We start from the raw sequence: 17,859 nt of genomic DNA, 5'->3' as shown, positions 1-17,859 counted from the left end.
CCTNCGGGCGGTTGGCGGGGTCCCGCCAGGCGGTTGTCCGGCTCCTTCGGGCGGTTGGCGGGGTCCCGCCAGGCGGTTGTCCGGCTCCTTCGGGCGGTTGGTGGGGGTCCCGCCAGGCGGATGGCGGGGTCCCGCCGGGCGGATGGCGGGGTCCCGCCGGGCGGTCGGTGGGGTCCCGCCGGGCGGTCGGCGAAGGCCCCGCCAGGCGGTTGGCGGGGTCCCGCCAGGCGGTTGTCCGGCTCCTTCGGGCGGTTGGTGGGGGTCCCGACAGGCGGTTGGCGGGGTCCCGCCGGACGGTCGGCGAAGGCCCCGCCAGGCGGTCGGTGGGGTCCCGCCAGGCGGTTGGCGAAGGCCCCGCCAGGCGGTTGGCGAAGGCCCCGCCGGACGGTTGACGAAGGCCCCGTTGGACGCTCGGCGAAGGCCCCTGCCGGACGGTCGGCGAAGGACCCGCCGGACGGTCGGCGGAAACCCCACCTGACGGTCGGCGAAGACCCTGCCGGGCGGGAACAGAGGCCACGCCGACCGGCGTTGGGCTAACACAGGACGATGACGCCCGAGCCGCCGGAGGAGTTCGCATGGCCCTGACCCGCGATGAACGTGAGAAGTTCCTGGCCGAGCCGCACATCGCCGCCCTCGCGGTCGACGCGGGAGCGGGACGCGCTCCGCTGACCGTGCCGATCTGGTACCAGTACGAGCCCGACGGCACGGTGTGGATCATGACGGCGCTCGACTCCCGCAAGAACGAGCTGATCCGGGCGGCGGGCCGGTTCACACTCATGGTCGACCGGCTGGAACCCACCATCCGGTACGTGTCGGTCGAAGGTCCGGTCATCGACACGGCCCCCGCCACCATCGAGCAGCTCCGGGAGATCTCCGCGCGCTACCTCCCGGCCGACAAGGTGGACGGGTACGTCGACGTGGCCTGGAAGGAACACGGCGAGCAGGTCGTGATCCGGATGCGGCCCGAGCGCTGGGTGTCGTCGGACCTCGGTACGGTCTGAGGCACCGCAGGCACGACAATCGGGGGATGGGAACAGATCTTCACGAACTGCTGAGGTCGCTGCGGGTGTGGGACCCGGAGGTCACCACACTGCCGGCCTTCGACCCGACCACCGCCCCCGCCGACCCCCTCCCCCTGTTCACCACGTGGTTCGCCGACGTGGTGGCGGCCGGACAGGCCGAGCCGCACACCATGGCCCTCGCCACGTCGGACGCGGAGGGCCGGCCGGACGTACGGACCGTGATGCTGCACGGCGCCGACGCGGACGGCTGGTCCTTCGCGACCCACGTCACCAGCCGCAAGGGCACGCAGCTGACCGCCCGCCCGTACGCCGCGCTCGGCTTCTACTGGCCGGTCCACGGCCGCCAGGTGCGCATCCGCGGCCCGGTCACGGCTGCCCCGTCCGGGGAGGGCCAGGCGGATCTGCACGCCCGCTCCACCGGCGCGCTGGCCGCTGCCCTCACCGGACGGCAGAGCGACGTCCTCACCTCCCTCGACGAGCTGGCGCAGGTCTCGCAGGCCGCCTGGGAACGGGCGCAGGGCGAACCGGAGGCCCCGGTGCCGTCCTGGACGCTGTACCGCCTCCGGCCGCAGGAGGTGGAGTTCTTCCAGGGCGACGTTCGACGGCAGCACGTACGGCTGGTGTACCGGCGTGAAGAGGACACCTGGGCGAGGGAACTGCTCTGGCCCTGACGGGCCTACTCCGGCAATTCGTGTTCCGAGAACCGCTACGAGAACGCGTACACCGCGAAGTCGGCCACCGGCCGGTACCCGATCCGCCGGTACAGCGCGTTGCTGGTCGGGGTGGCCAGGTCCGTGAAGAGCAGTACCTCGTCCGCGCCGGCGTCCCGAGCGGCCCGGCTGATCTCGGCGGTGACGGCCCCCGCGTAGCCGCGGCCGCGCAGGTGGGCCGGGGTGTAGACGGGAGCGACCCGGACCTGGCCGGCGACCGGCGGAGTGACCCCGGCCATGGAGACGGGGGTGCCGTCCGGGGTCTCCCAGAAGGTGATGCCGCCGGAGGCGATGCGGGCGTCGGCCCAGGCTTCGGCGTTCGACGCGACGCTCGCGCCGATCGCCTCGGTGAACTCGCCCTTCCAGCGGACGAGGTGGGCCCGGTCGCCTTCCCCGGCGACCCGTGCCCGCCCCGCAGGGGCCGGCTCCGGCACGGTCAGCGTGCCGAGGCTGTACAGCCGTTGCCGCTGCCGGAGCGCGGCGCGGGCTCCCGTGCGGGTCTGCCAGGCCGCGGCGAAGGCGGCGGCGGTCTCACGGTCCGCGCCGACGCCGGGGACCGGTCGGCCGAGTCCGGCCAGGTGTGCGGCGAGGGAGTCGGCGTCCTCCGCGGTGAGGGCGGTGAGGCTCAACCGGTGAGGAGGGGTCTGGAAGTAGGTGGCCCGTACGGCCCCGTCCCGCTCCAGCAGGCCGAACACGGGGCGCTCGTCGGCGTAGGCGAGCGGGCCGCGGGTGCGGAGCTTCTCGGTCACCGTCAGCGCTACCGTGTGCAGGGCGGGCCGGGAGCGCAGGAAGGCTCCAGCGCCGGTGAGGAAGCGGTCGAGGTCTTCGGTGCGGTGCCAGGTGCCCGCGGCGCCGGGCCGGTCGTCGGATCGCATCGCGCTACGCCTCCGGCTCGGGGTCCGTCGCCAGGCGTGCGTGCAGGTGTACGTCCCGGAAGGCGTCCACGCGGCCCGCCTCGAACATCGCGTCCCGCAGCGTGCCCTCGTAGCGGAACCCGCACCGCTCGGCGACCCGGCAGGAGGCCTCGTGGCCGGCGGCGTGGCCGAGTTCGAGGCGGTGCAGGCCGAGGTCGGTGAGCGCCCAGCGGGCGGTGAGAGCGAGCGCGCCGGTGGCGACGCGACGGCCGCGGGCCTCGGGGAGGACCCAGTAGCCGACGCGGGCGAGGCGCAGGTCGTGGTCGATCGCGTTGACACCGATGTGCCCCAGGGTCGTACCGGTCTCTGCGTCCGTCACGCAGTACGACACCGAGACGCCCTCCACCGCCTGTACGGCCCTTGAGCGCAGTGACTCACGGGCGCCTTCGAGGTCGGTGACCGGCCTGAGCGGTGTGTTCCAGCGCCGGAACTCCGCTTCCGTGGTGCCGCGCAGCCAGGCCGCGACGTCGGCCTCGGACCGGGGGTCCCAGGGGCGCAGGCGTATGCCGGGGCCGTGCAGGTCGGGGCAGGGGCGGGTGTGGCTGCCGGGCTGGTCGTCGACGTGGGTCATCGGCCCATTGAAGCCTCTCGACGTGCCCCGCCGAAGCCGCTCGGGATCATCGGTGCGTCCACGGCAAGCCGAAGCCGCCCGGCCTCGGTCGCGCGACGTGCACCCGGCGAACCGGACTCACGCATGCGTTCCGGACCCGCCGAAGCCGCTCGGGGTCACCTGTGCGCCCGGAACCGCAGAGGCTCCCGACCTCACACACTCCCCCCGAACCCGACCGGCCGGAACACCGGCATCCCCTCCCGGAAGGCGACCTCCAGTTCCATCCCGGCCCGCAGCCGGTCGGGCGGGCACCGCACGATCTCCGTCATCATCCGCGGGCCCTCGGTGAGGTCGACGACGGCGGCGACGTACGGAGTGCGCGCGGCGAAGGGCGGCAGATCGTTGCGGTGGACGACGGACCAGGTGTAGAGCGCGGCCCTGCCGCTCGCCCGCTCCCAGTCCACGTCCTCACTCCAGCAGTGCGGGCAGAACTCGCGCGGGTAGTGATGGGGCCGTCCGCACGCCCCGCAGCGCCGGATCAGCAGCCGCCCCTGTGCCGCCGCGTCCCAGTACGTCCGGGTGAAGGCGTCCGCCTCGGGGACGTCGTACCGCGCGCTCACGGGAACAACCCCAGCGCGCTGTCCACCGACCACGTCTGCCACGACATCCCGAACAGGGCCACCACCGAGATCAGCGCCATCATCGAGTTCTGCCCCTGCTCGGCCCAGTCGTGGATCATCAGCACGAGGTAGAGCAGATTCAGCAGCAGTCCGCCGACCAGGGCGACAGGGGTCAGGAAGCCGAGGATCAGCCCGAGGCCGAGGGCGAGCTCCGCATACACGACGACGTACGCCATGGCCTTCGGGTACGGCGTGACGACGACGCCGAAGCCGCTGCGCACCGCGTTCCACCGGTGCTTCGCCGCCACGTCCGCGGCCCAGGCGATCCCGGCGCCCTCGAACCAGGCCTTCTTGTCCTTGTGCCGCCAGCTCTCCAGCCACCACAACCCGAGCCCTATGCGCAGCACGGCCAGCCACTGCGCACCGGTGAGCCAGATCGAATCCATGAATCTGACGGTACGTCAGCTAACCCTCTCCGGGAACCCCGCGTCGGCCGGGAGGACAGGCTCCACGCCACCCGAGAAGCCTGTGCGTCCCCTTGGAAGCTGTGGGCCCCCATGAATGGGGCCGGATTGTCGGCAAGCCCCGTAGGAGTCCTCGAAGTAGCCCCGAAGCAGTCCCCGCGGTGGCGTCCCGCCAAGTGGTGTAGCGGATCAAGGCGCCGGAATCCGCAGGTCATCGGCGCGGTTCGGGGCCGCGCATGGTCTGACGGCTGGTCAGCCGCTGTGCGATCCGGGCGCCGTGTCCGGTGGGGTGGCCGACGCGCGGCTTACCGGAACGCGTCGAGCAAGGTCGCTTACACCACGAAGCGGGACGCGACCGTCCCCCGCCCCCGAACGCGGCCCCGGTTTCCCGTCATGACTCCGGCCGCCGCCCGCGACGCCGAGCCCACCGCACCCTCCGGGCTCGGCGTCGCGACCTGTCCCGAGTCCTGCACAACCACGCGCTCCACGCCACCGGTCCCACCCACTCCCTCTACAGCCGTGATCAATCCGCAACCGATTCCGGTCTTGACCGAGACCCATCAACCCGGCATGTGATTACGCTCGCGCACATGGCCGACCCCACAGCGTCCTCTCCCGCCTCCGCGAGTCCCGCGGAGCCGAACCAGGCAGACCGTCCCGTGTACGTCATCGGCGGCGGCCCGGGCGGACTCGCCGCCGCGTACGCACTGCGCACCAAGGGACTGCGCGCGGTCGTGCTGGAGAAGTCCGACCAGGTCGGAGCGTCCTGGCGGCGCCACTACGACCGGCTGCACCTGCACACCACCCGCCGGCTGTCGGACCTGCCCGGGCTGGCGATGCCGCGCCGGTTCGGACGCTGGGTCTCCCGGGACGACGTGGTGCGGTACCTGGAGAAGTACGCCGAGTACCACGAGCTGGAGATCGTCACCGGCGTCGAGGTCTCCCGCATCGAGCGCTCCCCCGACGGCACCGGCTGGCTGCTGCACGCCACCGGCGGCCGGGAGCTGACCGGCGCCGCGGTGGTCGTCGCCACCGGCTACAACCACACCCCGCGCATCCCGGACTGGCCGGGCCGCGACACGTACACCGGCGAGCTCCTGCACGCCGGCGACTACCGCAACCCCGAGCCCTACGCCGGCCGTGACGTCCTCGTCGTCGGGGTCGGCAACACCGGCGCCGAGATCGCCGTCGACCTGGTGGAGGGCGGCGCCTCGCGGGTCCGGCTGTCCGTGCGCACCGTCCCGCACATCCTGCGCCGCTCGACGGCCGGCTGGGCCTCGCAGTACACGGGCGTGCTCGTACGGCACCTGCCGGTGTCCCTCGTCGACCGGCTCGCGGGACCGGTGGGCAGGCTCAGCGTGCCCGACCTGTCCGCGCACGGCCTGCCCCGTCCCGACACCGGCCTGTACTCCCGCGTCAACGAGGGCTCGATCCCCGTCCAGGACGTCGGCCTGATCGACGCCGTCCGCAAGGGCAGGGTCGAGGTCGTGGCCGCCGTCGAGGCCTTCGACGACGGCAAGGCCGTCCTCGCCGACGGCACCCGCGTCGAGCCGGACGCGGTGATCGCGGCCACCGGTTACGCCCGCGCCCTGGAGGGCCTGGTCGGCCACCTCGACGTCCTCGACGCCCGCGGCAGGCCGGTCGTGCACGGTGCCCGCACCCCCGACAACGCGCCCGGCCTCTACTTCACCGGCTTCACCAACCCCATCAGCGGCATGCTCCGCGAGCTGGCCATCGACGCGGAGAAGATCGCGAAGGCCGTCGCCAAGGACAGAACGCGGCAGGCGTCCCGTCTCCCGGTGACGTAGAAGACGCCTCCCGGGACGTAGGCAAAAGGCCCCCGGGGACGCAGTAGACGCCCCCCGGAGACGTAGTAGACGTCTCCGGGTGGCGTAAAAAACGTCACCTTCGCCCCGCCGCCATGTACCGGCGAGAACCTACGGGCGACGAGGGCGGCGCCCAGATCCGCCAACTTTGCCTGCACGGCCATTCCTGACGGAGCGTCAGTTCGATAATCTGACACTGCGTCAGTTATTTCGCTGTCACACAGGAGCGGGCGGACCGATGCTTGGATCAACCCACGGCACCCTCACCACCGACTCCCGCGGAGCCCGGGTCATCGCCTGCGGCGAGCAACCCGGCCCCGCCGTGCACGGCCGGCCCGCCGAGGTCGACGATCTCGACGTCAGCGGACGGCCGCTGTACTCCACGGTCCCCGATCTGGACCGTTTCTTCCACCCCGGGTCCGTCGCGGTCGTCGGCGCCTCGGACACGGAGGGCCGCCCGAACACCGGCGTCACCCGCCAACTGCTCGCCTGGTCCGAACGCGTCGGGGCACGACTGCATCCCGTGCACCCCACCCGCCCGGCCGTCTTCGGCATCCCCTGTTCCCCTTCCGTCGCCGACCTGCCCGAACAGGTCGATCTCGCCGTGCTGCTGGTCGCCGACCCGCTTCCCGTGATCGAGGAACTCGCCGAGACCAAGGTGAGGTTCGCGGTCGTCTTCGCCTCCGGGTTCGCGGAGACCGGCGAGGAGGGTGCCGCCGCGCAGACCCGCCTCGCCGCGGCCGTGCGCCGGTCCGGGATACGGCTGTTGGGGCCCAACACGAACCTCAACGCCTTCGAGCAATTCCGGGACGACCTGGACGGTCCGGCGATCGCGCTGATCACCCAGTCCGGCCACCAGGGCCGCCCCGTCTTCGCCCTCCAGGAACTCGGCATCCGCCTCTCCCACTGGGCGCCCACCGGCAACGAGGCCGACCTGGAGACCTCCGACTTCCTCTCCTACTTCGCCGAGCAGCCCGAGGTCGGCGCCATCGCCTGCTACGTCGAGGGGCTGAAGGACGGCCGCTCCTTCCTGCTCGCCGCCGACCGGGCCGCCCGGCGCGGGGTGCCGGTCGTCGCGGTCAAGGTGGGCCGCACCGAGACCGGCGCCCGCACGGCCGCCTCCCACACCGGCAAACTGACCGGCGCGGACACGGTGGTGGACGCGGCGATGCGGCAGTACGGGGTGATCCGGGTCGACGGCCTCGACGAACTACAGGACACCGCGACCCTGCTGGCCCGTGCCCGGCCGCCCCGCGCCGACGGTGTCGTCGTGTATTCGATCTCGGGCGGCACGGGCGCGCACGTCGCCGACCTGGCGACCGAGGCGGGACTGCGGCTGCCGGAACTGTCGGGCGCCAGGCAGGCCGAACTCCACCAGTGGATACCCGAGTACCTGAACGTGTCCAACCCCGTCGACAACGGCGGGCACCCGGTCGGTGACGAGCGGGGCCGGAAGATCATCGACGCGATCCTCGACGATCCGGAGGTCGGTGTCCTGATCTGCCCGATCACCGGGCCCTTCCCGCCACTGAGCGACAGGCTCGTCCAGGACCTGGTGGACGCGGCCGAGTCGACGGACAAACTGGTGTGCGTGGTGTGGGGGTCGCCGGTCGGCACCGAGCCGGCGTACCGCGAGGTGCTGCTCGGCTCGTCCCGGGTGGCCACCTTCCGTACGGTCGCGAACTGCCTCACCGCCGTCCGCGCCCACCTCGACCACCACCGCTTCGTGACCGGCTACCGCTCGCCCTTCGACTCGGCGCCCCGCACCCCCTCGCCGTCCTTCCGCAAGGCGCGCGAGCTGATGCGCCCCGGCCAGCAGCTGAGCGAGCACGCGGCGAAGCAGTTGCTGCGGGCGTACGGAATCCGCGTACCGCGCGAGCAGTTGGTGACCAGCGCGGCGGCGGCCGTACGCGCGGCCGGGCTGGTGGGCTACCCGGTGGTGATGAAGGCGTCCGGCGCGCGGATCGCCCACAAGACCGAGCTCGGCCTGGTGAAGATCGGCCTGACCTCGGCCAGCCAGGTCCGGGACGCCTACCGGGAGCTGACCGACATCGCCCGCTACGAGGACGCCTCCCTGGACGGCGTCCTCGTCTGCCAGATGGTCGAGCGGGGCGTCGAGATGGTCGTCGGCGTCACGCACGACCAGCTGTTCGGGCCGACGGTGACGGTCGGGCTCGGCGGTGTGCTCGTCGAGGTACTGCGGGACGTGGCCGTACGCGTGCCGCCCTTCGGCGAGCGGCAGGCGCGGGACATGTGCGACGAACTGCGGGGGCGGGCCCTCCTCGACGGGGTCAGGGGGCGCCCCCCGGCGGACCTCGACGCGCTCGTCGAAGTCGTCCTGCGTGTGCAGCGCATGGCCCTGGAACTCGGGGACCAGCTCGCGGAGCTCGACATCAACCCGCTGATGGTGCTGCCGCAGGGGCAGGGCGCGGTGGCGCTGGACGCGCTGGTGGTGTGCAACTGAAATGAACACGCCTGATTCCCCCCGTACGTACGCGAATGCCTCGGAGACGGAAAAATCCGCCGAGTCATTGGTACAGCACGCCACTGACAATCAGGTCTGCCGCATCACGCTCAACCGCCCCGAAACCCTCAACGCTCTCACCCCTGACCTGCGCGAACGCGTCATCCGGCTACTGTGGGAGGCCTCCGCCGACCCTGCCGTACGGGCCGTCGTCCTCACCGGAACCGGCCGTGGCTTCTGCGCGGGCGCGGATCTGCGCGGCGGACCACCGGCGGACGACCGCGTCGCCGGTGACGTGGCCCGCACCATCCGTCTCGGCGCCCAGCGCCTCGTCGCCGCCGTCCTCGACTGCGAGAAGCCGGTCATCGCCGCCGTCAACGGCACGGCGGCCGGCCTCGGCGCCCATCTCGCGTTCGCCTGCGACCTCGTACTCGCCGCGGAGTCCGCCAGGTTCATCGAGGTGTTCGTACGACGCGGGCTGGTCCCGGACGGCGGCGGCGCCTACCTCCTCCCCCGCCTGATCGGCCCGCGGCGCGCGAAGGAGCTGATGTTCTTCGGCGACGCGCTGACCGCGCCGGACGCGGAACGGCTCGGCCTGGTCAACCGGGTCGTGACGGACGGGGAGTTGGACAAGACGGCCCGCGAGTGGTCCGAACGTCTCGCCAACGCCCCCACCCGCGCCCTCGCGCTCACCAAGCAGCTGGTCAACGCCTCCCTGGACTCCGACCGCACGACCGCCTTCGCCGCGGAGGCCGCCGCGCAGGAGATCAACATGACGACGGCGGACGCGCGGGAGGGCGTGGCGAGTTTCGTGGAGCGCAGGAAGCCCGAGTACCGCGGCCGGTGAGCGCCTCCACCCCCGCCCGCGCCTTCCAATCTGACGAGCCGTCAGCTTCAATGGTGGATGTGATGGGACACGCAGGAATGGCCGCCGCAGCCGTCCGCTACCTCAGGTCCGGGCCCCGCCCGGAACCCGTGGAGCCGTTGCCGCGCCCGGAGTTGCGCTGCGTCGGCGAGGACGAACGACCGCCCCTCGACCCCGCCGAGTTCCGGCGTGTGCTGGGGAACTTCGCGACCGGAGTGACCGTTGTCACCGCACCCGCCGCCGACGGCGAGTCCGCACCCGCCGGCTTCGCCTGCCAGTCCTTCTCCTCCCTTTCCCTCGACCCGCCCCTCGTCGCCTTCATGGTCGGCCGTACGTCCACGACGTGGCCGCGCATAGCCCGCGCCGGCGTCTTCTGCGTCAACGTCCTGGGCGCCCACCAGGCCGGGCTCTGCCGCGGTTTCGCGGTGAGCGGCGCGGACAAGTTCGCCGGCGTCGCACACGACGCGTCCCCCGTCTCCGGCTCCCCCCGCCTCGCGGACACGCTCGCGTGGATCGACTGCACGATCCACGCGGTGCACACGGGCGGGGACCACCTGATCGTGGTGGGGCGGGTGGAGGCGCTGGGGGAGACCGACGAGGACGAGTCGCCCCTGCTGTTCCACAAGGGACGCTTCCTCTAGCTAGGCCGCCACCTGCGCAGGAGCCACCACCGGCCGCCGGATCACCAGCGCCATCAGCGCCGCCGCCGCGCACAGCGCCCCCGACGCGTACCAGACCATGTCGTACTCGCCGAAGACGTCACGTACGACGCCCCCGAGGAAAGCCACGAGCGCGGCACCGACCTGGTGGGAGGCGAGGACCCAGCCGAAGACGATCGCGCTGTCGTCGCCGAAGTGCTCCCGGCACAGGGCCACGGTGGGCGGGACGGTGGCGACCCAGTCGAGGCCGTAAAAGACGATGAAGAAGAGCATCGGCGGGTGGACCGACGGGGCCAGCAGCATCGGGAGGAAGAGCAGCGAGACACCCCTGAGCGCGTAGTACACCGCGAGCAGTCGGCGCGGTTCGAAGCGGTCGGTGAACCAGCCGGAGGCGATCGTGCCGACGACGTCGAACACGCCGATGACCGCGAGCAGCGAGGCCGCCGCCGTGACGGGCATGTGGTGGTCGTGGGCGGCGGGCACGAAGTGGGTCTGGATCAGGCCGTTGGTGGAGGCGCCGCAGATCGCGAAGGTACCGGCCAGCAGCCAGAAGGGGCCGGTCCGGGCGGCCTTCCACAGCACGGTGACCGCACGCCGGGCGGCTCCGGGGACCGGCTCCGGCTTCGGCACGAACTCCTGGGCGCCGTACGGCTTCAGGCCCACGTCGGCCGGGTGGTCACGCAGCAGCAACCACACGAAGGGGACGACCGCGAGGGCGGCCAGCGACACCGTGACGGCCGCCGGGCGCCAGCTGTGCGTCTCGACCATCCAGGACAGCACCGGCAGGAAGATCAGCTGGCCGGAGGCCGAGGCGGCGGTGAGGATGCCGGTGACCAGGCCGCGGCGTTCGCTGAACCAGCGGTTGGTGACCGTCGCCGCGAAGGCCAGCGCCATCGAGCCGGAGCCCAGGCCGACCAGCAGACCCCAGCACAGCAGCAGCTGCCAGGCCGCCGTCATCCACACGGTCAGGCCGGACCCGATCGCGATGACCGTCAGTGCCACGGCGACGACCCGTCGGATGCCGAAGCGGTCCATCAGCGCCGCAGCGAAGGGCGCGGTGAGCCCGTACAGCGCGAGGTTGACGGAGACCGCCGCGCCGACCGTGCCGCGCGACCAGCCGAAGTCCTCGTTCAGCGGCTCGAAGAGCAGGCCGGGCAGGGAACGGAAGGCGGCGGCGCCGATGATCGTCACGAAGGTGACGGCGGCGACGAACCACGCCCTGTGGATGCGGGTCGGCTTCTTTCCGGCGCGGGCCGCCTCTACCGCGGCTTCGGTTGTCTGGGTCACGACATAGAGCTTCCTTTCCGACCTCCCTCCGATCGAGTGGCCCGAAGGACATCATTCACTAGGATCGGGCCATGGAAACGGCTCAGGGCTTCCGTCCCCACCGCGTCGTCGTCCTCGCCCTCGACGGCCTGCTCCCCTTCGAACTGGGCATCCCGCACCGCATCTTCGGCCGCCCCAGGGACGCCGAGCGCCGACACCTGTACGAAGTCGTCACCTGCTCGGTCCGCCCGCCCGGCCCCGTAGAGACCGACGCCGACTTCGCGATCCAGGTCGCCCACGGCCCGGAGACCCTGGCCACCGCCGACACCGTGATCATCCCGGCGTCGTACGAACTCGGCCCGGTCTTCGAGGAGGGCGTGCTGACCGACGAACTGGCCGCCGCACTCGCCCACATCCGCCCCGGCACCCGTCTCGCCTCCATCTGCACCGGCGTCTACGTCCTGGCCGCCGCCGGCCTCCTCGACGGCCGGCCCGCCACCACGCACTGGGCGGAGGCCGAGCACCTCCAGCGCCTCTTCCCCCGTGTCAACGTCGACGCGGACGTCCTGTTCGTCGACGACGGCGACATCCTGACCTCGGCGGGCGTCGCGGCCGGAATCGACCTGTGCCTGCACATGGTGCGCCGCGACCACGGCACGGCGGTCGCCAACGAGGTGGCCCGCCGTACCGTCGTACCGCCGCACCGCGACGGCGGACAGGCGCAGTACATCCACCGCCCCGTGGCCGACCCGCAGCTGGCGACCACGACCGCCGCCCGCGCCTGGGCGCTGGGCCGCCTCCACGAGCCGATCCAGCTGCGGGACATGGCCGAGCAGGAGGCCATGTCGGTGCGCACCTTCACGCGCCGCTTCCGCGAGGAGGTCGGCATCAGCCCCGGCCAGTGGCTCACCCAGCAGCGGGTGGAACGGGCCCGGCACCTCCTGGAGTCCACCGACCTCTCCATCGACCAGGTCGCCCGGGACGCGGGCTTCGGCACCGCCCAGTCGATGCGCCAGCACCTACAGACGGCCCTCGGCGTCACCCCCACCGCATATCGCCGCACCTTCCGGGCCGGGAGCGGAGGGACCCGCATCGGCGAGCCCGAGGGCCACGGCGGTGTCGGCAGCCTTCGGTGAACGGCCGGGGGCGGCGCCCCTCAGCCCACCATGGGCTCAGAACGTCAGCGGCTCAGAACGTCAGCACCCCCCGAGCCACCCTCCCCGCCTCCGCGTCCGCCACCGCCTTCTCGAAGTCCTCCACCGGGTACGTCTCGGTCACCAGCTCGTCGAGGAGCAGCCGTCCTTCCCGGTAGAGCTCGGCGTACAGCGCGATGTCCCGCTGCGGTCGCGCGGATCCGTACCGGCAGCCCAGGATCGACTTGTCCAGGTACATGGACGAGACGAGGAAGGACGCCTCGGCCGTGGCCGGGGGGACGCCGAGCAGCACCGCCTGGCCATGGCGGTCCAACAGGTCGATCGCCTGCCGGATCAGCTCGACGCGGCCGACGCACTCGAAGGCGTGGTCCGCCCCCGTCGGCAGGATGTCCCGGACTCCGTCCGTCGAGGTCAGGAAGTGGGTGGCGCCGAACCGCCGCGCCACCGCCTCCTTCGCCGGGTTCGCGTCGACGGCGACGATCCGCAGGGCGCCCGCGATCCGCGCGCCCTGGAGGACGTTCAGCCCGATGCCGCCCGTGCCGATCACCAGCACGCTGTCCCCGCGGTCCACCTCGGCCCGGTTGAGCACGGCGCCCACGCCGGTCAGCACCCCGCACCCGATGAGTGCCGCGGACGTCGACGGGATGTCCTTCGGGATGCGCACCGCCTGCACGGCCTTCACGAGGGTCCGTTCCGCGAAGGCGGAGTTGGACGCGAACTGGAACACCGGCCGCCCGCCCCGCGTGAACGGCCGTCCCGGCCGCCCGATGGCCTGCCGGCACATCGTCGGCCGCCCCCGGTCGCACTCCGCGCACGCACCGCAGTTGGCCAGCGTCGACAGGGCCACGTGATCCCCGGGCGCCACATGCGTGACACCGGCCCCGACGGCCTCCACCACCCCCGCCCCCTCATGGCCGAGCACCACGGGAACGGGGAAGGGTATGGTCCCGTCCGCCACCGACAGATCGCTGTGGCACAGGCCCGCCGCCGAGATCGCGACCAGCACCTCCCCGGGCCCCGGATCCCGTACGTCGAGATCGTCCACGACCTCGATCCGCGTTCCGTCGAACACCACGCCTCGCATCACGCAGCCCCCTGTCAGCCCTTGGGTTCCCTCGGCAGACCGAGCACGCGCTCGGCGATGATCGTGCGCTGGATCTGGTCGGAGCCGCCGTAGATCGTGTCGGCCCGGGAGAACAGGAACAGGTGCTGCGGTGCGTCGAGTTCGTACGGCGCCGAAGCCGACCACGGGGCCGGCCCGACCGTCCCCGCCGCGCCCCGCACCAGCATCGCCAGCTCCCCGAGCCGCTGATGCCAGCCGCCCCACAGCAGCTTGGCCACACTGGGCGCGCCCGCGTCACCCGAACTCCCCAGCGTGCGCAGGGCGTTCCAGCGCATCACGCGCAGCTCGGCCCACTGCCGCACCAGCCGTTCCCGTACGACGGGGTCGTCCACCGCGCCGGACTCGACGGCGGTCCGTACGACCCGCCCCAGCTCCTGGGCGAAACCGATCTGCTGGGCCAGCGTCGAGACCCCCCGCTCGAACCCGAGCAGGCTCATCGCGACCCGCCAGCCGCCGCCCTCACCTCCGACGACGTGCTCCACGCGCGCGCGTGCCCCGTCGAAGAAGACCTCGTTGAAATCGCTCGTGCCCGTCAGCTGCCGAATGGGCCGCACGTCGATCCGGCCGGGCTGGTCCATGGGAACGAGCAGGAAGCTGAGCCCGTGGTGGCGCCGCGAACCTCCTGCCGGGGCCGGGGGAACCCGGCCACGTCCCGGTTCCGTGCGGGCGAGGACGAAGCACCAGTCCGCCTCGTGCGCGAGGGACGTCCAGATCTTCTGGCCGGTGATGCGGTACGTCCCGTCCGCGCTCCGTTCGGCCTTCGTCCGCACCCCGGCCAGATCCGACCCCGCGCCGGGCTCGCTGTACCCCTGGCACCAGAGTTCCTCCCCGGCCGCGATCGGGGGCAGGAACCGGGATCGCTGCTCCTCGGTGCCGTGCGCGAGAAGGGTGGGGGCGAGCAGGTTCTCGCCGATGTGCCCGGAGCGTGGCGGGGCACCCGAGCGCGCATACTCCTCGGCCCAGACAACCTGCTGGGTGAGCCCGACAGTCCGGTTGCCGTACCCGCCCTCGGCCCAGCCGAGCCCGATCCAGCCCGCTTTGCCGAGGGTCCGCTCCCAGGTGCGGCGGTCGAGGGACGTGTCGACATGCGTCGCGAGCCACTCCCTCGCCTCCGCCCGGAACGCCTCGTCCTCGCCACTGAATCCAAAGTCCACAGGGCTCTCCTCTCAGCACCGGACGCCTCCAACCCCCCAGGGGTGCGGGGAAACTGCGCGACAAGCCACAGACAACCCGCAGCCGCGATCCGCCAGAACCTCCCGAGCTCCTAGGGCCTGTCCGGCGCCTCATCGACGCAGGTGAGGCCCCGCGGATTTCCTGCGACCTGATCCGCCGGACAGGCCCTAGGCGTTCGGCCTCTCGCCCCGCGCAGCGGCCCGTGACATCCCCGCCACCTGCGAAAGCATCGGCATCGGATCCACCCCCACCGACCCCGGCAGGAACTGGGCGATCCGCTCCGGCGTCCACCCCGTGCCCTCCGCATACGCGGACCGCAGCTCCCGGGGCTGAGCCCACACCGCGATCTTCGGGCCGGCGATCGTGTACACCTGCCCCGTGATCCCCTGCTCCCTCGCGTGATCCGAGAGCAGGTAGACCACGAGAGCGGCCACGTCCTCGGGCTCACCGATCTCGGTGAGCTCCATGGGAACGTTCGCCGACATCCGGGTACGGGCCACGGGCGCCACCGCGTTGGCGGTCACCCCGTACTTGTGCAGGCCGAGCGCGGCGCTCCGCACCAGCGAGATGACCCCGCCCTTCGCCGCGCTGTAGTTGGCCTGCGACACCGAGCCCTGGTGGTTGCCGCTGGTGAAGCCGATCAAGGTGCCCGCCCGCTGCTGCCGCATGACCGCCGAAGCCGCCCGGAACACCGTGAACGTGCCCTTGAGGTGCGTGGCGATCACCGGATCCCACTCGTCCTCGGACATGTTGAACAGCATCCGCTCGCGCAGGATCCCGGCGACGCACACGACCCCGTCGAGGCGCCCGTACGAGGTCAGTGCCGCATCGACGACCCGCTGCCCGCCCGCCATCGACGAGATGTCGTCGGCCACGGCGACCGCTTCGCCGCCCGCCGCCGTCACCTCCTTGACGACGGACTCGGCGATCTCACTGGCCGGCGAACCGCCGTCCATGGAGACGCCGTAGTCGTTGACGACGACCCGCGCCCCCTCGGCCGCCGCGCCCAGGGCGACCGCCCGGCCGATGCCCCGCCCGGCGCCCGTCACGGCGATCACCTTGCCTGCCAAGAAGTTCCCCATGCCGGCCCCTTCCCGATTTCTGACGGACCGTTAGATTCTATGGCCCGTCAGATGTGTGGAGACAAGCCCCGGGAGCAGAGATGTCCATGCCCGCACTCCATCCGGCGTTTCACGACATCGCCAAGCGCGTGAACAACTGGGGCCGCTGGGGGGACGACGACGAGATCGGCACCCTCAACCTGATCACCGACGAGGTGGTCCGCGAGGCCGCGACCTGCGTACGGAGCGGTCTCCGGGTCCCCCTCGCGCTGCCTCTCCAACAGGACGGCGTCCAGACCGGGCTGATGCCGGGCCGGGTCAACCCGCTGCACACCATGGTGCAGATCAACCAGGAGATCTTCGGCCCGGGCACGGTGGCGTGCAGCGACGACGCCGTGACGATGGGCCTGCAGGCCGCCACGCACTGGGACGCACTGACCCACGTCTCGCACTCGGGGCGGCTCTACAACGGCCGCCCGGCCGGCACCGTCACCCCGCACGGCGGCGCCGAGTTCAGCGGCATCGACAAGGCACGGCACATCGTCTCGCGCGGGGTGCTGCTCGACGTGGCACGCGCGCGTGGCGTGCCGCGGCTCGACGGTGCGCACGCCGTCACTCCCGAGGACCTGGAGGCCGCCGAGGAACTCGCCGGTACGCGCGTGCGTGCCGGTGACGTCGTGCTCGTGCGGACGGGGCAGATCCAGGTGTATCTGGCGGGCGACAAGCAGGCGTACGGCCATCCGTCACCCGGCCTGTCGATCCGCACCCCCGAGTGGTTCCACGCACGCGATGTCGCGGCGGTCGCGAACGACACCCTGACCTTCGAGATCTTCCCGCCGGAGGTCGAGGACCTGTGGCTGCCCGTACACGCGCTCGACCTCGTGGAGATGGGCATGCTGCAGGGTCAGAACTGGAATCTCGAAAAATTGTCCACAGCCTGTGGACAAGCGGGCCGTTACGCGTTCCTGCTGTCGGCGATGCCCGAACCCTTCGTCGGCGCCACGGGGACGCCGGTGGCACCCGTCGCCATCCTCTGAGTCCCGTGGGCCGTCGGTCGGCGGCGCGCAACTGCCCGCCCCGAGCACGGCATCGCGCGCCGCCGACCGACTCCGGCGCACTCTCCCCACCGGTTCCTCCTGGCCCTGAAAGAACCGACGCCGAATCACGACCCGCACTCGTCGAGGGCTCCCGTCACCGGAACCCTCGGCGTCCCCTCACGGCGAATCGCTGAGCACAAGCGTGATCAAACGGTCACGTGGCGTCAACACCTGTTCGGGGATTTATCGCTTACGTCCTGCTTGTCATGGGCGCGCACGGAAGCACGTCCCGGCGCACAGATTCACCGCAGATCAAGGACGACAGCGCTTTCTGCCACCGTGCACCAAGTCGCCGACATGCGACGAGGCTTCGGCCCGTCGCCCGTCGTTCACCGCCCGTCGTTCACCGTCCGCCGTGCACCGTCCGCCGTGCACCGTCCGCCGGTTCACACGGCCTCGAACGCCAGCCCCTCATACGCCGAAGCGCCGCCCCCATAGGTCGTCGCCCCCTGACGGGGCGCACCGCACCGGTCCAGTTCGCACCAGATGCGCTTGCCGGCGCCTTCGGGGCTCCAGCCCCACCGGTCGGCGAGCCCGTCGACGAGGGCGAGGCCCCGGCCGCCGGTCTCCTCGCCGTCCGCGCACCGCGGCACCGGGGCACGCTCGCTGCGGTCGGCCACCTCGAGGCGCACGGTGGCCGGCTCGGCCTCCAGCAGCGGCAGGGAGAGCCGCAGCACGGCCGGACAGCCGGTGTGCACCACGGCGTTGGTGACCAGTTCGGAGACGAGCAGGATCAGGATCTCCGCGAGCGGCTCGTCGTCCCCTATGCCGGACCCGGCGAGGCGCGATCGGGCCCACCTCCGGGCTCGCCCGACCTCAGAGGGGTCGGGCCGGATCTCCAGCTGCACTTGAAGCACCTGCACCGCTCACACCATCCGAACCGGCGGACAC

General features: G+C 72.1%; 17 protein-coding genes. 8 read left to right on the top strand and 9 right to left on the bottom strand.

Going from position 1 to position 17,859, the window contains the following annotated elements:
• Positions 1 to 575 precede the first annotated feature (575 nt).
• Positions 576 to 1,001 (top strand): pyridoxamine 5'-phosphate oxidase family protein, encoded by a 426-nt coding sequence (locus ACZ5XS_RS31910; RefSeq protein ID WP_468657172.1) that lies wholly within the window; start codon positions 576 to 578, stop codon positions 999 to 1,001.
• A gap of 26 nt (positions 1,002 to 1,027) precedes the next feature.
• Positions 1,028 to 1,693: a pyridoxine/pyridoxamine 5'-phosphate oxidase gene (locus tag ACZ5XS_RS31905; RefSeq protein WP_468657170.1), complete on the top strand. Its 666-nt coding sequence runs from the start codon at positions 1,028 to 1,030 to the stop codon at positions 1,691 to 1,693.
• 35 nt (positions 1,694 to 1,728) lie between these two features.
• On the opposite strand, the gene ACZ5XS_RS31900 is transcribed toward ACZ5XS_RS31905, so the two are convergent.
• The 4 genes from ACZ5XS_RS31900 to ACZ5XS_RS31885 all read right to left on the bottom strand — a co-directional run bounded on the left by ACZ5XS_RS31900 (position 1,729) and on the right by ACZ5XS_RS31885 (position 4,262).
• A complete protein-coding gene (locus tag ACZ5XS_RS31900; protein WP_468657168.1) occupies positions 1,729 to 2,607 on the bottom strand; it encodes a GNAT family N-acetyltransferase in 879 nt (292 codons plus the stop codon).
• A gap of 4 nt (positions 2,608 to 2,611) precedes the next feature.
• Positions 2,612 to 3,217: a GNAT family N-acetyltransferase gene (locus ACZ5XS_RS31895; RefSeq protein ID WP_468657166.1), complete on the bottom strand. Its 606-nt coding sequence runs from the start codon at positions 3,215 to 3,217 to the stop codon at positions 2,612 to 2,614.
• A gap of 191 nt (positions 3,218 to 3,408) precedes the next feature.
• Complete coding sequence (locus tag ACZ5XS_RS31890) at positions 3,409 to 3,816, bottom strand: Zn-ribbon domain-containing OB-fold protein (RefSeq protein WP_468657164.1); 408 nt, start codon at positions 3,814 to 3,816, stop codon at positions 3,409 to 3,411.
• Positions 3,813 to 4,262 (bottom strand): DoxX family protein, encoded by a 450-nt coding sequence (locus ACZ5XS_RS31885; RefSeq protein WP_468657162.1) that lies wholly within the window; start codon positions 4,260 to 4,262, stop codon positions 3,813 to 3,815. Before ACZ5XS_RS31885 ends, ACZ5XS_RS31890 begins: the two co-directional genes overlap by 4 nt.
• A 608-nt stretch (positions 4,263 to 4,870) precedes the next feature.
• Here ACZ5XS_RS31885 and ACZ5XS_RS31880 point away from each other — a divergent pair.
• From ACZ5XS_RS31880 to ACZ5XS_RS31865, 4 genes are all read left to right on the top strand, one after another.
• Positions 4,871 to 6,088: a flavin-containing monooxygenase gene (locus ACZ5XS_RS31880; protein ID WP_468657160.1), complete on the top strand. Its 1,218-nt coding sequence runs from the start codon at positions 4,871 to 4,873 to the stop codon at positions 6,086 to 6,088.
• Between the two features lie 256 nt (positions 6,089 to 6,344).
• A complete protein-coding gene (locus ACZ5XS_RS31875) occupies positions 6,345 to 8,570 on the top strand; it encodes an acetate--CoA ligase family protein (protein WP_468657158.1) in 2,226 nt (741 codons plus the stop codon).
• 1 nt (position 8,571) lies between these two features.
• Positions 8,572 to 9,417 carry an enoyl-CoA hydratase/isomerase family protein gene (locus tag ACZ5XS_RS31870; protein ID WP_468657156.1) on the top strand — a complete coding sequence of 282 codons (846 nt, stop codon included), beginning with the start codon at positions 8,572 to 8,574 and terminating at the stop codon, positions 9,415 to 9,417.
• 62 nt (positions 9,418 to 9,479) lie between these two features.
• The gene (locus tag ACZ5XS_RS31865; protein ID WP_468657154.1) at positions 9,480 to 10,076 is read left to right on the top strand and encodes a flavin reductase family protein; all 597 of its coding nucleotides are present in this window, start codon (positions 9,480 to 9,482) and stop codon (positions 10,074 to 10,076) included.
• Here the strand turns inward: ACZ5XS_RS31865 and ACZ5XS_RS31860 are convergent, their stop codons facing one another.
• Positions 10,077 to 11,381 carry an MFS transporter gene (locus ACZ5XS_RS31860; protein ID WP_468657152.1) on the bottom strand — a complete coding sequence of 435 codons (1,305 nt, stop codon included), beginning with the start codon at positions 11,379 to 11,381 and terminating at the stop codon, positions 10,077 to 10,079.
• Between the two features lie 71 nt (positions 11,382 to 11,452).
• Here ACZ5XS_RS31860 and ACZ5XS_RS31855 point away from each other — a divergent pair, with 71 nt between their 5' ends.
• Complete coding sequence (locus ACZ5XS_RS31855) at positions 11,453 to 12,496, top strand: GlxA family transcriptional regulator (RefSeq protein ID WP_468657150.1); 1,044 nt, start codon at positions 11,453 to 11,455, stop codon at positions 12,494 to 12,496.
• Positions 12,497 to 12,548: 52 nt separating this feature from the next.
• Here the strand turns inward: ACZ5XS_RS31855 and ACZ5XS_RS31850 are convergent, their stop codons facing one another.
• From ACZ5XS_RS31850 to ACZ5XS_RS31840, 3 genes are all read right to left on the bottom strand, one after another.
• The gene (locus ACZ5XS_RS31850; protein WP_468657148.1) at positions 12,549 to 13,598 is read right to left on the bottom strand and encodes a Zn-dependent alcohol dehydrogenase; all 1,050 of its coding nucleotides are present in this window, start codon (positions 13,596 to 13,598) and stop codon (positions 12,549 to 12,551) included.
• A gap of 14 nt (positions 13,599 to 13,612) precedes the next feature.
• Entirely contained in the window at positions 13,613 to 14,791 is a 1,179-nt protein-coding gene (locus ACZ5XS_RS31845) for an acyl-CoA dehydrogenase family protein (protein WP_468657146.1), read from the bottom strand.
• Between the two features lie 186 nt (positions 14,792 to 14,977).
• On the bottom strand, positions 14,978 to 15,892 hold the full coding sequence (locus tag ACZ5XS_RS31840) for an SDR family oxidoreductase (protein WP_468657144.1): 915 nt from the start codon (positions 15,890 to 15,892) through the stop codon (positions 14,978 to 14,980).
• Between the two features lie 80 nt (positions 15,893 to 15,972).
• On the opposite strand from ACZ5XS_RS31840, the gene ACZ5XS_RS31835 reads away from it, so the two are divergent.
• Entirely contained in the window at positions 15,973 to 16,908 is a 936-nt protein-coding gene (locus ACZ5XS_RS31835) for a cyclase family protein (RefSeq protein ID WP_468657142.1), read from the top strand.
• A gap of 446 nt (positions 16,909 to 17,354) precedes the next feature.
• Here the strand turns inward: ACZ5XS_RS31835 and ACZ5XS_RS31830 are convergent, their stop codons facing one another.
• The gene (locus ACZ5XS_RS31830; protein ID WP_468657274.1) at positions 17,355 to 17,816 is read right to left on the bottom strand and encodes an ATP-binding protein; all 462 of its coding nucleotides are present in this window, start codon (positions 17,814 to 17,816) and stop codon (positions 17,355 to 17,357) included.
• Positions 17,817 to 17,859: the final 43 nt, after the last annotated feature.

The organism is Streptomyces sp. NPDC033131, assembly GCF_055578365.1.
The sequence above is the reverse complement of the archived record's forward strand: the minus strand, read 5'-3'. Positions and strand labels throughout refer to the sequence as shown.